This is a genomic window from uncultured Rossellomorea sp. (genome assembly GCF_947488365.1).
Lineage (GTDB): Bacteria > Bacillota > Bacilli > Bacillales > Bacillaceae_B > Rossellomorea.
In genome coordinates, this window is record NZ_CANKZT010000005.1 from 136,041 (window position 1) to 150,017 (window position 13,977).

The 13,977-nt window shown below is 43.6% G+C and carries 12 protein-coding genes; 8 read left to right on the top strand and 4 right to left on the bottom strand.

Going from position 1 to position 13,977, the window contains the following annotated elements:
* Nucleotides 1-199 precede the first annotated feature (199 nt).
* Nucleotides 200-2,560: a glycoside hydrolase family 10 protein gene (locus tag Q1B03_RS17545; RefSeq protein ID WP_299744392.1), complete on the top strand. Its 2,361-nt coding sequence runs from the start codon at nt 200-202 to the stop codon at nt 2,558-2,560.
* Nucleotides 2,561-2,685: 125 nt separating this feature from the next.
* On the opposite strand, the gene Q1B03_RS17550 is transcribed toward Q1B03_RS17545, so the two are convergent.
* Entirely contained in the window at nt 2,686-3,048 is a 363-nt protein-coding gene (locus Q1B03_RS17550; protein WP_299744395.1) for a DUF948 domain-containing protein, read from the bottom strand.
* Nucleotides 3,049-3,337: 289 nt separating this feature from the next.
* Here Q1B03_RS17550 and Q1B03_RS17555 point away from each other — a divergent pair, with 289 nt between their 5' ends.
* Nucleotides 3,338-3,970, top strand: coding sequence for a plasmid pRiA4b ORF-3 family protein (locus Q1B03_RS17555; protein ID WP_299744558.1), 633 nt, complete (start codon nt 3,338-3,340; stop codon nt 3,968-3,970).
* A gap of 545 nt (nt 3,971-4,515) precedes the next feature.
* Here the strand turns inward: Q1B03_RS17555 and Q1B03_RS17560 are convergent.
* A complete protein-coding gene (locus Q1B03_RS17560; protein ID WP_299744398.1) occupies nt 4,516-6,264 on the bottom strand; it encodes a M4 family metallopeptidase in 1,749 nt (582 codons plus the stop codon).
* A gap of 233 nt (nt 6,265-6,497) precedes the next feature.
* On the opposite strand from Q1B03_RS17560, the gene Q1B03_RS17565 reads away from it, so the two are divergent.
* The 4 genes from Q1B03_RS17565 to Q1B03_RS17580 all read left to right on the top strand — a co-directional run bounded on the left by Q1B03_RS17565 (nt 6,498) and on the right by Q1B03_RS17580 (nt 10,509).
* A complete protein-coding gene (locus tag Q1B03_RS17565) occupies nt 6,498-7,277 on the top strand; it encodes a DUF4047 domain-containing protein (RefSeq protein WP_299744401.1) in 780 nt (259 codons plus the stop codon).
* A complete protein-coding gene (gene sipW / locus Q1B03_RS17570; RefSeq protein ID WP_299744404.1) occupies nt 7,246-7,791 on the top strand; it encodes a signal peptidase I SipW in 546 nt (181 codons plus the stop codon). Before Q1B03_RS17565 ends, sipW begins: the two co-directional genes overlap by 32 nt.
* 82 nt (nt 7,792-7,873) lie before the next feature.
* The gene (locus Q1B03_RS17575) at nt 7,874-8,506 is read left to right on the top strand and encodes a TasA family protein (protein ID WP_299744407.1); all 633 of its coding nucleotides are present in this window, start codon (nt 7,874-7,876) and stop codon (nt 8,504-8,506) included.
* Between the two features lie 347 nt (nt 8,507-8,853).
* Nucleotides 8,854-10,509, top strand: a complete 1,656-nt coding sequence (locus Q1B03_RS17580; RefSeq protein WP_299744410.1) for a cell wall-binding repeat-containing protein — start codon at nt 8,854-8,856, stop codon at nt 10,507-10,509.
* A gap of 162 nt (nt 10,510-10,671) precedes the next feature.
* Here Q1B03_RS17580 and Q1B03_RS17585 read toward each other — a convergent pair whose 3' ends face one another.
* Together Q1B03_RS17585 and Q1B03_RS22195 are read right to left on the bottom strand one after the other, a co-directional pair.
* Nucleotides 10,672-11,292 (bottom strand): hypothetical protein, encoded by a 621-nt coding sequence (locus tag Q1B03_RS17585; protein ID WP_366141308.1) that lies wholly within the window; start codon nt 11,290-11,292, stop codon nt 10,672-10,674.
* Nucleotides 11,267-11,377 (bottom strand): helix-turn-helix transcriptional regulator, encoded by a 111-nt coding sequence (locus Q1B03_RS22195; protein ID WP_366141309.1) that lies wholly within the window; start codon nt 11,375-11,377, stop codon nt 11,267-11,269. The genes Q1B03_RS17585 and Q1B03_RS22195 overlap by 26 nt, the downstream gene beginning before the upstream one ends.
* 345 nt (nt 11,378-11,722) lie before the next feature.
* On the opposite strand from Q1B03_RS22195, the gene Q1B03_RS17590 reads away from it, so the two are divergent.
* Together Q1B03_RS17590 and Q1B03_RS17595 are read left to right on the top strand one after the other, a co-directional pair.
* Nucleotides 11,723-12,970 carry a sugar ABC transporter substrate-binding protein gene (locus Q1B03_RS17590; protein WP_299744561.1) on the top strand — a complete coding sequence of 416 codons (1,248 nt, stop codon included), beginning with the start codon at nt 11,723-11,725 and terminating at the stop codon, nt 12,968-12,970.
* 59 nt (nt 12,971-13,029) lie between these two features.
* Nucleotides 13,030-13,971 carry a carbohydrate ABC transporter permease gene (locus Q1B03_RS17595; RefSeq protein WP_299744414.1) on the top strand — a complete coding sequence of 314 codons (942 nt, stop codon included), beginning with the start codon at nt 13,030-13,032 and terminating at the stop codon, nt 13,969-13,971.
* Nucleotides 13,972-13,977: the final 6 nt, after the last annotated feature.

Below are 13,977 nucleotides of genomic sequence, written 5' to 3' on the forward strand. Positions count from 1 at the left end.
ATGGGGAGTCCGATTCAGCATCAATGGTAATGATTAAGTTCTAGATTCATTCGTGACCATTTATCTATTTTGGGTGAATTAATCCAACTTATCTAAATTTTGTGAAGAATTATTCCTTTTATTCTGAAAATTATGATAGTATTGAATTGCCACATCATGATAGCGCATACATACAAAAACGACTATATGGAGGTATTGTATGAAGAAGTGGTTGGTAGGAAAGAAAATGGTGGTGCCAGCTATGGCAATGGCATTGGTCGTCCCTGCATTTCAAGCCCCGGCACTGGAAGTGGAAGCAGATGAAAGTGAAGCGACGAAGGTAGTGGATGAAGATGGCATCAGCATCACAGTCGATGCCGAAAACAATCGCAACAATACAAACAAGCTGGTGGTATTTGATCCTACGTTCAGTTATTTTACGGAAACCAATGGATCATCGTATGAGGTGATCTTGGAGCATGAAGAAGGCTCGAGTTATCAGGTGGTGAAGTCAGGTAAAGGAGACAGCGCCATTCCTGAAGATGGTGTCGTCCTATCCACGGGTCCCCAGACGACAGATGAGATCATGACGTTCTTAAAGAGCTTGGATGAGGGGGAAACGGTTTGGATCAATGAACCGGTTGAAAGAACGTATTCCGCAGTCCTCGATGACGTGGATCCAACAGATGAATCTAATCCGGATGGTGCTCCGTTCCCGGGTAACCGTGGAGCGAATCAACTTCTTGTCTACACTCCGGCATTCGGGGCAAGCACCGGCACCAATCCTTACGGGTATGAAATCACGGTAACCGGTGGAGTGGTCACGAAAGTCGGCGGAGGGGACAGTGCGATTCCTGATGACGGGTTTGTCGTGAGTGGTCACGGGACGGAAGCGGAATACTTGAAAAAAGCTGAAATCGGCATGAAGGTCGAGTATGATGCCGAAGGGAATATCGAATTGATCCGGGATGCGTCTACCTATATATTTAAGAGTCAGCAAAATTTACAAGAAGCGAAGCAAAGCATCGCCCGTGCTGAAGAAAACTTCATCGATGCAGCCTTTGAAGAGGCGAACGCTTCTGTGAAGCTTGCGGAAGAACTCCTGAAAAAAGCGGACGACATCCAAAACGAAAATCCGCAAAAGGCATTGGAATATACAGAGCAAGCCACTCAGGCCGCTTATGACGCCTATTATTATTCCCTTCCATCAGAAGTGGGTGAACAGAGAGCGATCTGGTACCGTCCTGAAGAGAAGGACCTTGACGATGTCATCACGACATTGGACCGCATGGAGGAAGCGGGATTCAATTCCCTTTACCTTGAAACCACCTTCTGGGGATATACCATCTTCCCAAGTGACATCATGGAAGCGTACGGATTACCGAAGCAGCACCCTAACTTCGCCGATCAGGATTACGGAAAGTACGGATCTGACATTCTGAAAGCCTTCATCGAAGAAGGAAAAGAGCGCGGCATCACGGTTCAATCATGGACGGATGGCTTCATGATCGGCCACAGCAGCCTTGGACTTCCATCACAGTTCAAGAAGTATCCTGAGTGGAGTGCCGTTCAGCGAAATGATGAGCCGGGAACACCAGGTAGTGACTCAAGCAGCAATTATTATTGGTTGGACATAGCCAATCCTGAGGTTCAGGACTTTATGCTGGAAATCTATAAAGAACAGCAGGAGGACTACGAAATCACCGGGGTCAACATTGACTATATGCGCTATCCACATCATTCTTTTGATAAGAGCTATGGGTTCAGTGCATCGAACCGGGAGCGCTTTGAAGAAGAGTTCGGGGTAGATCCTTTGAATCTGCAAGAATCCGATGAGATATGGGAAGAGTGGGAGCTTTGGTTGCGCGAACAGGAGAATGTGTTCGTGGAGAAGCTTCATGATCAGAGTAAAGGAATCGACCCATCCTTCATGATGACCGCGACTCCGGAGCCGGGTCCTGAAGCTGTATTGATCAGTGACTGGGTGGACGATATCGACGGCGTCATCCCGCAGGCATATGGGCATGATTTCAATAGTATCCAGTCCACGGTGATCGCGAGTAAGAAACTGACGCCGCCATCGATGATGTACTACACAGGAATCTATTCGTTCTATCATCATCTGGGAGAAAAAGCAGCCGTCAATGATGTATTGGCAGCAGCATACGGAACTTCAGGAGTGAATATGTTTGCTTTCGGGCAGGCAAGCGCTCCTTCCGTGGACGCTTTGGGTAAAGGACCATGGAGACACCAGGCCGTCAATCCTGGAGAGACACCGAAAGAAGCCGTCCTTGCTACGGTCAAGCAACTGAAGGAACAGACAGCCTCCATCTATATTCCAAAGGGAGCCGTAAACAAAGAAGAAGGTAAGGAACTAGAAAACAACCTTCGTAAATGGGAAAAGATGATGGAGCGTCCTGATCAATCATTGGAGATGGAAAAAGTAGAAGAAGAGTTTGAGAAGTCGATAGAATTGGTGAATTCAATGGAAACGTTGAATGAAGTAGTAAAAGAACGAGTAGTAGAGAAGATGAACAAAGTGCATAAATGGTTGAACTATCACTTTGAGAAGCAACAATAGGTAAGTAGTGGGACGGGGGGGCAGGAACCTCGTCCCGGAAAGTAAAAAAGACGAGGGGAGTTGATCCCCTCGTCTTTATTTTGGTTAGATTCTGGGACAAGGGACCTGTCCCTGTGTCCCACTTCTCACTTCAATTTAATCTGTACCGAATTCCTCTCCTGCGCCTGAATGGTTTTGGGAGTCCTCTTTTGCAAAGCGGTCCTTTTCACCGAGCTGGTCACATTTTGTAACATGTCACCCACATCGTGAACGGACTCTAGTAAAGGGTCGACGGCTTTCATTTTTCCTTTTACATCATCCGAAATCTGATTGGCCGTGTGAATCAGTTCTTCTGCTTCCTCTGTCACTCCGTTCGCGGCTTTCCGTGCGTCAGACAGTGTCTTCTCCGTTTCAGCAAGTGTAGTCATTACTTTTCTTAATGTCATAATTAAGTAGATGACGAGAATGGTAAAGGCGACGGCTGCAATGACAGCACTCCATTCAAGCATTGAGACCAGCTCCCTTCGTTTACTCTAAATCTATGGAAATGGGGGGATAGTTATTCCATTTCCTGCGCAGGTCGGGGAACCGTTCTTACCTTTCCCTGAAAAAGGGAGGGCGTTTCGTTTCTAGATTGTCATGGGACAAGGAATCTGTTATCGTTCTTTTCAACTAGTAAATAGTGGTGAATTCAAATTGAAATCCTACATTGTCAACATCAAATTAGAAGAGTCTTATCCGCTAATATGGAGAAGAGTCGTTCTGCCGGCAGGAGCGACATAAAGAAGGCTTCATGCCATCATCCAGACCGTGACCAATTTCCGGAGTGGTTATCCTCATGAAGGTTATCACCTTTATGAATTCGACCTGATGAAGGATCAAAGGATTGTCACGGATCATGAGGAAGCTTATCTTGAGCATCAGCATTATAAGAAAAACAAGGCCGCGTATGAAGAACGTTTGAAATCGGTACCATCTGAAATGCGGGAGTTCGAAAAGAATTACCAGGAAAGACTAAAGATTGAAGTGCGTAAACCCACTGGTCTAAAGATCGATGAGTATCTGGAAAAGCATAAAGAAATCCTGTATGCCTATGATTTTGGTGATGGTTGGCAGTTCACTATAAAGCTTGAGCAAGTGGTTGACGATTACTATTTTGGCTATCCAACCCTCCTGGATGGAGAAGAGACAGCACCACCTGAAGATGTTGGCGGTATACCTGGGTTCTATGAATTTCTTAAAGCTTACCGTGATGAGAAGCATCCTGAGCATGAGGGCATGAAGGCATGGGCTAAATCAGTATATTTCAGGGAGTTTGATCTTGAGTGGATCAATCAGATACTCAAAGGGCTTAATTATAAGAAGACTGAGTGGGAAAAGATTAACCATGAAAACTACAAAATCATTGAGGATAAATATCGGAAGAGCTAGGTTTTTGGATGGGATGGGACGGGACGGGGTTTTGTGATTGAATTAATGCTCATAGGATTCTATTCTGTCTTTTTTTGTCCGAAAACTGACGGTAAGTTGCGGATTTTTTAGCTGAGATGGGATTTTGAGAGTTCTAAGGGGTACATATTGGGGCCGGAAATGATGATGGAGGGCCTCTTTGCTGAATAATTGATCCTGATTGGACTATATTCAATCCTGTATTCGCATAATTGATCCTTTCTTGAATTTATTGATCCTGTATTCGATTTATTAATCCTCTTTTTAAATAATTAATCCTACTTCTCGAATTTTCTTTAGTTGGTTAGGTAAACGTGATTCCTCTGAAACTTAGATGTTATCTGTCTAGAATAATGGAAGAGTCTATAAGGAGCCTGTGCTCTAAAACGACCATCTAAGGAAAAAGACTTCTATCTATAGTAAAGAATCTAAAATGAAAAAAACGAGGGGGTTTAACCCCCTCGTTTCTATATGGTTTCTGGGACAAGGAACCTGTCCCTATGTCCCACCATCAGCCTTCAGTCTAATTATTCTGCCGGCACCCCAACAGCATCATAAGCATCGATGACTGTTTGTGTCTGCGCTGACGGTTGTCCATTCTTATCCGGAAACTTATCGCGAGTAGCCTGGATGGCAGCTTCGCGCATTTCTTTAAATCCAGAAGAAGGTGTCAGATACTTTGTTAATGCGCTGTAGTAGATAGCGCCTGTTTGACTGGCACCAAGTCCAGTGACGGTTACGCCGTTGTGTGTACCACCTTCGGAAATCAGGTAGGCAGCTTTATTGTTGATACTGCTGTTAATATGCACGCCGCCTTTATCTAGTTCTCCTACATAGCGGTCTTCATAGTGATCCGGATAGCGGTTATCCCTCATTTCGTATGCTGCAGGGAGTGTTTTGGAACGCGGATCTTTCATTGAACGAAGACCACCATCTCCTGCTGTATTTGGGGTATAAATATCCTCACCCATTTCCCACTCTGAAGGATTTGTATAAGAACCGGAAGAGTACATTTCAGATATTTCTCCAAAGATATCCGCTAACGATTCATTGATGGCACCTGATTCATTTTCATACGTCAAGTTTGCTGTATTTTGAATGACACCGTGTGTAATTTCGTGACCTGCCACGTCCAATCCACCGGCTAATGAACCTAGACGGATCCCATCACCATCTCCGTACAGCATTTGCTTTCCGTTCCAGGCAGCGTTATTCCACTTAGAACCGATATGAACCGTACTGATGTATGGCATACCCTTATTGTCTATACCGTTACGCTTGTGGGCGCCTTGAAAGTATTTGTTTATTTTATCAGCATTTGTATGGGCTGAAACAGCTGCCGGGTCATAGAAGAAATTAGTAGAACTTTTTGTATTGATTTCAAATCCAGTGAATCCCAGAAGTGCTGAAAGCAGGATGAATGGTGTTTCAGGCATACGGCGGGCATCAAACGTCGCAATAGGGACAATATTAGGCTGACCAAATGATCCCCCCGCGATAGAACCGCCATATAAATAGCTGGTTCCAGTTGCCATATCCTTTCCTACAGGGAATGACTGCATTTTTCCAAATACGTTTAATCCTCTTCCTACCGCTACAGAAAGACTTGTTGGGTCCACTTCATGCATAGCGTTGAAGTTGTTTACTACCTCTCCGTTTGTTGCATCCACGAAGTAATGGAAATAGCCTGGAGTCGGGGTGGAAGTAGATACTTTCACTAAATAGGTTAAGTAGTATTTCCCTTCATACGGATAAATCGTTAACTCTGTGTCGATGCCATCGTACGTTTTTAGTTCATTTAGTCCTATTTCGGATGCTACAGCTGCTTTAGCGATGTTCTCTGCTTCTTCCTTATCAAGTTCTGCTTCCGTTGGGATGATGGTACGGGCAAGCTTTTGTGTAACGTTACCAAACGATGCGTATACATTGTTATTTTTATCTAACGCAACGGTTTGGCCGGAACCGTAAATCGGAATCCCTTTATACTGCTCGACAGTACGCACATGGTATGTACCTGTTTCGCTATCCGCTTCCTCGCTGATAATTTTGAATTGCTCTCCTGCAGTCAGGGATTTTGTTTTCTCGAGTACTTTTGATTGAAGGAACGCCTTCACAACCTCTTGTTTACTCAGTCCCTCAGCTTGTACTGAAACGACGCTTGATGATCCTGCAAATCCAGGTACAGATGGTACTAGTCCTCCTAATGTTACTGATAATGCCAGTACTGCAGGAATGGCTGCTTTTTTACTCATTTTCTTCTGCTTTTTCTTTTTCAAACACTTTCACCCTCTCGTCGAGATTAAGATAACTAACAATTTAAATTATTGAGAAAATGAACCGTTAAATCAATTGGGTTATTTCTTGTCTGATTTCATGCGGTTTTTTCGATTCACGGCTGAATTCGACAAAATCTCATCCTGTTTTTCAATGAGAATAACCCAATTTCATTTGTTTAAACATTCTGTATACTTAGAGTCAAATGAGTGGTTCAGCAAAGGGGAGTGATCATTTGAGGGGCCGAATCCATAAAACCATTCTACTGTCTTCTTTATGTTGTATGGCCTTTTATGCCGGGACTCAGCTGGTAGGAGAAACAGAAGCGGCATTTTCAAGCCGGGTTTCAACAGATCCGATCACCATGAGTGCGGCGTTTGTTTTTCCGGCAACCATTCACGAGCTTGAGGAACGAGCACAGAAGGTGTCAAAAAGCATGGAGCACACTTTTCATACCGTCGTTGCTCCTTCACCCGAGGCATCAATGGAAGAATTACATAGGCAACTGGATGAGGTGACAGCCATGAAAGAGGAGCTGACTCGCCAACTTGGCACTCTGCAAAATCTGTATGATGAAGTGTCCGCGTATCATATGGACATTCAAAACCAGGGAGTAACGAACGTCCATACATATGATTATGTACGTGAGGGTTTTCAGCATGTTGCTGGAATGCTGGAAGTGGTACAAGCAACAGTCGATTTTTCACATATAGAGGCCATTCGTACTTCTATCCTATTGCAGATACAGAACCTGGAAGATCAAGAGAAACCTTCTATAGAATCAACCCAGACTAATCCAGACCCAGAAACCCCTTCTATAGAACAACCTCAGACGAATCCAGATCCAGAGAGCTCTGAATCTCAGGATGAAGCACCAACGGAGATAACTGATGAAGCACCAACGGAAATAACTGATGGTGAAAAAACGGAAATTAATGAAGAAACATCTACGGAAATAACGAATGATAAGCAGGTGACAGCACATGAAGAAGAAACTGTGGAGTATAGTCAGTAGTGTAATAGGAACAATCCTCCTTGTGATGATATGTTTGGCAGCATTTATTGTTCTTTCTTCTAGACTATCAGGAGGGGAACCGACCTTTATGGGATACCAGGTAAAAGCAGTATTATCAGGATCCATGGAACCGACATTCAAAACAGGGTCCATTATTTCCATCAAGCTGGGGGATCAGCGTACTTCTTATAAAACAGGCGATATCATTACCTTTCGCATGGAAGATAAGCTCATTACACACAGAATCACCGATGTCATACAAGAGAATGGACAAGCAGTGTATAAAACCCAAGGGGATAACAACAACGGGCCTGATCTATGGACGGTTCCCGCACAAAATATCATCGGAAAGTACACAAACTTTACGATTCCATATATAGGATATGCACTTAATTATGCCAATTCAAAAGCCGGCTCAGCTCTATTGTTAATTGTTCCAGGGATCTTATTGCTGATTTCTGCATTCCGTTCCATTATCGTTGCGAAGAACGAGCTTGAAGGAAGCAAAGCATGATGTCTTGGTTTCATCTCCTATGTATCAACAAAAATACATAAGAGTTTACTATATTTTTCTATTCATAGAGGAGGATTTATTGATGAGTTTTACAAAGAATGTAAGTAAAGGAATCATGAGTGCAGCGTTAGGTTTATCATTGATTGGGGGAGGAACATTTTCATACTTTAGTGATGCAGAGGCAACACAGAACACCTTTGCTGCAGGTACACTGGATTTAGCGATGAATCCAAGCACCGTTGTTAACATCGATAACATCAAGCCGGGTGACGAAATTTACAGGGAATTCACTCTGAAAAACAATGGAACACTTGATATTTACCAAGTTTTATTAGACACAAAGTATCAAGTGGAAGATGTAAAAGGTGATAATACAGGGGACATGGCAGAACATATTAAAGTAACGATCATGTACAATACAAGCAGTGCGACCAACATTGCGGTTGAAACAACATTAGCTGAATTAGTAGGAGAAACACCGGATGTAACGGCAATCGGTTCGTTTCTTGGAAGTAACAACGAGACTGGTGCCCTGCCAGTACCAGATGGAATTCCTGCAGGAGAAGAAGAAAAAATCTTTGTACTATTCGAGTTTGTAGATAATGGCGAAGATCAAAACCAATTCCAAGGTGACACACTAAAAGTTGACTGGACATTTGACGCCAAGACAGGAAGTTCAACCTACCACGACGACACAGACCCGGATAATAATTAATGGGACATGGGGACAGGCACCCTGTCCTAAAAATGGATAGAGACGAGGGGATTCATCCCCTCGTCTTTATTTTGGGTCGAGAAGGGCTGGATCGAGACCACTTATATCATGAAGGAGTGGCAAATAGTAAGCTAAAGGAAAGGGTTCACCATGATCCTAACAATAAAAATAGCAAAGATTCCATCCATAAGCTTCTTATTAAAAATAGATTTTTCGTGGGGTCCTGCCCCCTGGCACCCAATAGAGTGGGTCAAAAGTTATGTTTATAGATAAAAAGTAATATTAACCCAAATACATAGTATAATAGACTTGTTGTAAAAATAACCCAAATTCTAAGGAGGCAAAATGTGAGGAAAATTCTAAGCATTCTAGGTATGATTACGATGTTGTTAGTATCTGTATGTACAGGGGGAACGGTGAAAGCTTCTACTGTACAGGGAGATACTTTGGAGAATGCGGAACCAATCAATCTTGACCATGAGTATGAAGGAACACTGGAATCGACTGAAGATGTAGACTTTTACCGTTTTACACTCGATAAGACCGGAAATACGGTTATTCAATTTAATCGAGTGGAAGGCGCTACATGGGATGTGGAAATCACCGATGAAAATGGTGACCCTTATACGCATTTTAGTACTAGATATCATTCAGGGGTCACGGGTGCTGAAGAGGTGAATATCGGCTTGCCTGCGGGAGAATATTTTATCAAGGTGAGCACTGACTATCACAAATCCCCAGGGGTCCCATATACGTTCATGGTCCAACAAACCCAAAACGATTATTATGAAAAAGAATTCAATGACAAAATGGAAGCAGCATCTTCTATGCAATTGAACAAAACCTACAAAGGTCACATACAAACATATGATGACAAAGATTATTTTACATTTACCTTAGATCGTACCGAGAGGATTGCTTTCAGTATAGAAAGAGATAATGAAGGATCATGGAATGCCCTCCTTGTGGATGAAAATGGGAAGGAATATGTCAATCTGGACACAGACGTCCATTTTGCCGAGTATGGTCCTGATGTAGAACGGCTGGAGCTGCCTGCTGGGACGTACTATGTGAGGTTGGAAAACAATTGGGGTACCCCGAATATGCCGTATGCGTTTAAAGTACAGGAGTTAACAGACAGGATACAGGGAGCGAAGCGCTACGACACAGCAGTGGAGATTTCAAAGCAGGGCTTCAAAACCTCTGACACGGTTGTGTTGGTCTCAGGGAATGACTTCCCAGATGCCCTTGCAGGTGGACCACTGGCTTATTATCACAATGCCCCGATTCTGTTGACGGATAAGGAAAAACTTCCGATTGCTACCTGGAGAGAGGTTCAACGACTCAAAGCGAAGAACGTGATCATCCTCGGTGGTGAGGGAGCCGTTTCCAATCAGGTTGTGGATGAATTGGAGTACCTTGATATTTCTGTGAAACGAATCGGTGGGGATAACCGTTACGAGACAGCTGCGTATGTCGCGAAAGAAATTCCATCCACAAAAGCTGTGGTCGCAAACGGTAAAAACTTTCCTGATGCCCTGGCTGTAGCACCATACGCTTCAAAGAATAGCATCCCGATTCTATTGACTGAAAAAGCTTCGTTACCGGATGCGACAAAAAAAGCACTTGCAGGGAAGGCAAATACCATTATTGTAGGTGCGGCAGGTGCAGTCAGTGAGTCAATAGAGAATCAACTCCCAAGCCCGGTTCGCTACGGTGGAATAAATCGCTATGAAACAGCTAAGTTGATTGTTGAAAACCTGGCACTGGGGAAAAACACGGGATATGTTGCGACAGGAAAGAACTTCCCTGATGCCCTTGCAGGATCTGTATTGGCAGCAAAAAATAACTCGCCTATTTTGTTGGTCAGCGATAACTCTATACCAAGTCCGACCAAATCCCTCTTGATGGGTTATTCTTATTACATGGTATGGGGTGGACCGGGTGCGGTTACCGATAACGTTGTGAAGGAATTGGATGCTAATTTGATACAAATCAAATAAGTGATAAAGGAAGCATAGGGATATCCTGTGCTTCTTTTATATCTCTGCCTTTGGTTATTTCATCCCATCTGCAATCGATCTGAAGTCTCCTCAATTTTAGGTGTAAGGAACTTTATATACACCTTATCCTTCCGTATTTCAAACATATGCAATGCCTGTTTATTACGGTAGGGCTTTTTCATAGTCACCCAACAGCTCATAGTTGTAGCCTACCTGATAATGCAATTGGTCTAATCCCCATAGAAGCTCTTCTTCGAAACACCATTTGATGGCGTCGAGACAATAGGCCGTCGAATCCTCGAGTTGTCCTATGCCGGTCAGTACTCTGGCCATGTTATAAAATAATCGGCTTTTAATGGATTTATCCTGTAATAGATCAGTTGTTTGTATGGCCGTTTCAACTTGCTTGAAATAATAGAGTGCTTCTTCGTAGAGGCACAGTGAAAAGTGGATGGTGCCGACGCTGGAAAGGATCTGCATTTCTCTTTCGGACATCGCTTTTTTGCCATTGGCGCTCATCTGAAAAGCGTGATCTAATAGTTCAAAGGAGGTCACTGGATCTTTTTCTACTTCATATTGATAGATCCCTTTATGCCAGTAAAGAAGCTGGAGGTTTTCGTTATCTCTATAGAAAAGTGGATTCTTTTCCTCTGTCTTGACCAAATCCATCATTTCCTCGTAGTGTCGGTTGACCCTCAGATATCTTAACTGTTTCTCTACTTCCTCAACATAATCCAGCCGCGGGGTGGTTCCGATTTCAAAGAAAGTTAACGTCGACGCCAAGTTTGACAGCGATCTGATACAAAACCGTGGCACTGGTATAGATGTCTCCTTTTTCGATCCGGCTGATGAGTGGCTGGGTGCAGATCTACTCAGCAAGTTCCCCTTGTGTGATCTCGACGATCTTTCTCATTTCCTTTATATTCGGGCAGGTTCCTAAATATAGGGGCATTTGGGACAAGGAACTTGTCCCCCCGTCCCGATGTAGAATTCTGTCGATATAATTTTTAGAAAATTTAAATTAAAGTGTTCATCTTCCGGAATGGAGGTGTTATACTTTGTTTAACTGGTAATGACATCATTACGAATCTGAGCATCCTGAGTTTTATGCCAGGTAATACAACCCTTATACTTTAACTGGTAATAACATCATGACAACACGTAGGGTAGTACTTGTTTGTGAATATCACTCGAAGAAAGAGGGGGAAACATGGTGAGAAAGGGTCTTATGGTTTTACTATCGTTAGTGCTTGGAGTGTTTGGATTACTGGCAGGATGCAGTGACAGTTCTTCAGGGGAATCGAAGGACGGAAAGGTCGAGATCAGTTATGGGTTCTGGGATAAGAAGCAAGTACCAGCGATTGAAGAAATCATTAAGCAATTTAATGAAGAGCATCCGGACATTAAAGTGAAGACGGAGCTGATTCCCTACGGGCAGTATTTTCAGAAGCTTGAGACTGCCGCAACCGGGGGCGCATTGCCGGACGTGTTATGGATGAACGGTCCTCATATTGTTCAATATGCGGAAGGGAAGGTACTTCTGCCACTGAGCGATCTTGCCGAAAAAGATGATTACAGTCTGGATAATTATCCCGAGTCGCTCATTGATCTGTATACCGTAAATGATGAGGTATATGGAATTCCTAAGGATTATGATACGACAGGGTTATGGTATAACAAGAAAATTTTCGACGAGGCCGGTGTCTCTTATCCTGATGATACATGGGATTGGGATATGTTAAAGGAAGCGGCAAAGAAACTGACGAACAAGGATAAAGGGGTATGGGGCTTCGCTGCTGTGATGGGGAATCAAGGTGGTTATTATGATCTGATTTGGCAAAACGGAGGCCACGTGATTTCAGAGAGTGGAAAGTCGGTTGGATTTGATCAGCCAGAGGCGATCGAGGCATTAAAATACAATATTAGTTTCATAGAAGAGGGATTATCTCCGACTCAGGCCCAGATGAATGAAACGGCAGCTTCGGATCTGTTTTCATCCGGGAAGATTGCCATGATGTTCGATGGTCCTTGGATGGTACCGGAATATAAGAAGAATCCTGATTTGGACGTAGCGGTTCTGCCTAAAGGAAAGCAAAGGGCTGTTTCGATTCATGGATTGTCCAATGTCATCGCAGCCAATACCAAGCATAAAGAAGCTTCGTGGGAGTTTGTGAAGTTCCTGGGTTCCAAAGAGGCAGCCGAAGTGTTTGCAGAAACAGGTACGGTCATACCTGCCTTTAACGGTACTCAGGATGCCTGGTTGAATTCTGTTCCGGAGTTGAATCTTCAAGCGTATATCGATGGAGCTGAGTATTCGAATCCACTTCCAAGTGTGAAGAACACAGGGGCAATCTGGCAGTATGAAACAGATATCCTCAAGAAGGCCTGGGCGGGTGAAGAGAGTGTAGAGAAAGTGGTAAAAGAGCTGACTGAGAAAGCAAATAAAGAACTGGAAGAGTAGGGATGCGATGAAGGGAAGAGGGATCTTCTCTTCATTTTCTAACAAAGGAGGAGAATAAAATGGAACCGCTTCCTCTCCAGGTTGAAACGAAGCGAAAGCTTCACGTGCTTTCGTATGCCAGTACCAAGAAACGCTCAGATTATCTTTGGGCTTATATCATGATCGCTCCAACGATGCTCGGACTCTTTGTCTTCTATTTATGGCCGATGCTTCAAACGTTTTACTTCAGTTTTACCGAGTGGGGGGCATTTGGCACATACAAATGGATCGGGTTAAAGAATTACTCACGGATGCTTTCGGATGTGAATCTTCTGCAATCATTCAAGAATACAGGGATCTATATCCTTTGTACCGTACCATTGGGGATATTTCTTTCGATTCTTGTCGCTGTTTTGCTCAATCAAAAGATTAAGGGGACAACGGTTTATCGGACTTTGTACTTTCTGCCTGTCATTACTATGCCTGCAGCGATCGCTATGGTGTGGAAGTGGCTTTATAATTCCGATTTTGGATTGTTGAATTACTTGTTGTCCTTTATAGGAATAGATGGACCTCAGTGGTTGACGAATCCGGATATCGCCCTGTATTCGATTATCGCGGTGGCGATTTGGAGCGGGATCGGCTACAACATGGTCATTTTCTTATCGGGACTGCAGGGGATCCCGAAAACCTATTACGAAGCGGCTGAAATCGATGGGGCAGGGCCCGTGACGATGTTTTTCAAAATCACTTTGCCATTACTGTCTCCGGTCATTTTCTTCGTGTCGATCATGTCGTTGATCGGAGCCTTTCAATTCTTCGACCTGATCTTTATGATGATCAGTAAAAGCAGTACGGCATTGGAGAACACGCAGTCCATCGTCTATCTCTTTTATCAGCATGCCTTTGTATTGAACGACAAAGGATATGCAGCTGCGATTGCAGTCCTGCTATTAGCGATGATTCTCATCATTACCGTTATCCAGATGGCACTGCAGAAGAAGTGGGTTCATTATGATTGAGGAGGG

What these genes read in the sequence shown, in the direction of transcription:
- Q1B03_RS17545 (WP_299744392.1), top strand. Translation starts at nt 200, where the DNA reads ATGAAGAAGTGGTTGGTAGGAAAGAAAATGGTGGTGCCAGCTATGGCA.
- Q1B03_RS17550 (WP_299744395.1), bottom strand. Translation starts at nt 3,048, where the DNA reads ATGCTTGAATGGAGTGCTGTCATTGCAGCCGTCGCCTTTACCATTCTC.
- sipW (WP_299744404.1), top strand. Translation starts at nt 7,246, where the DNA reads ATGAAGAAGAAACTGTGGAGTATAGTCAGTAGTGTAATAGGAACAATC.
- Q1B03_RS17575 (WP_299744407.1), top strand. Translation starts at nt 7,874, where the DNA reads ATGAGTTTTACAAAGAATGTAAGTAAAGGAATCATGAGTGCAGCGTTA.
- Q1B03_RS17595 (WP_299744414.1), top strand. Translation starts at nt 13,030, where the DNA reads ATGGAACCGCTTCCTCTCCAGGTTGAAACGAAGCGAAAGCTTCACGTG.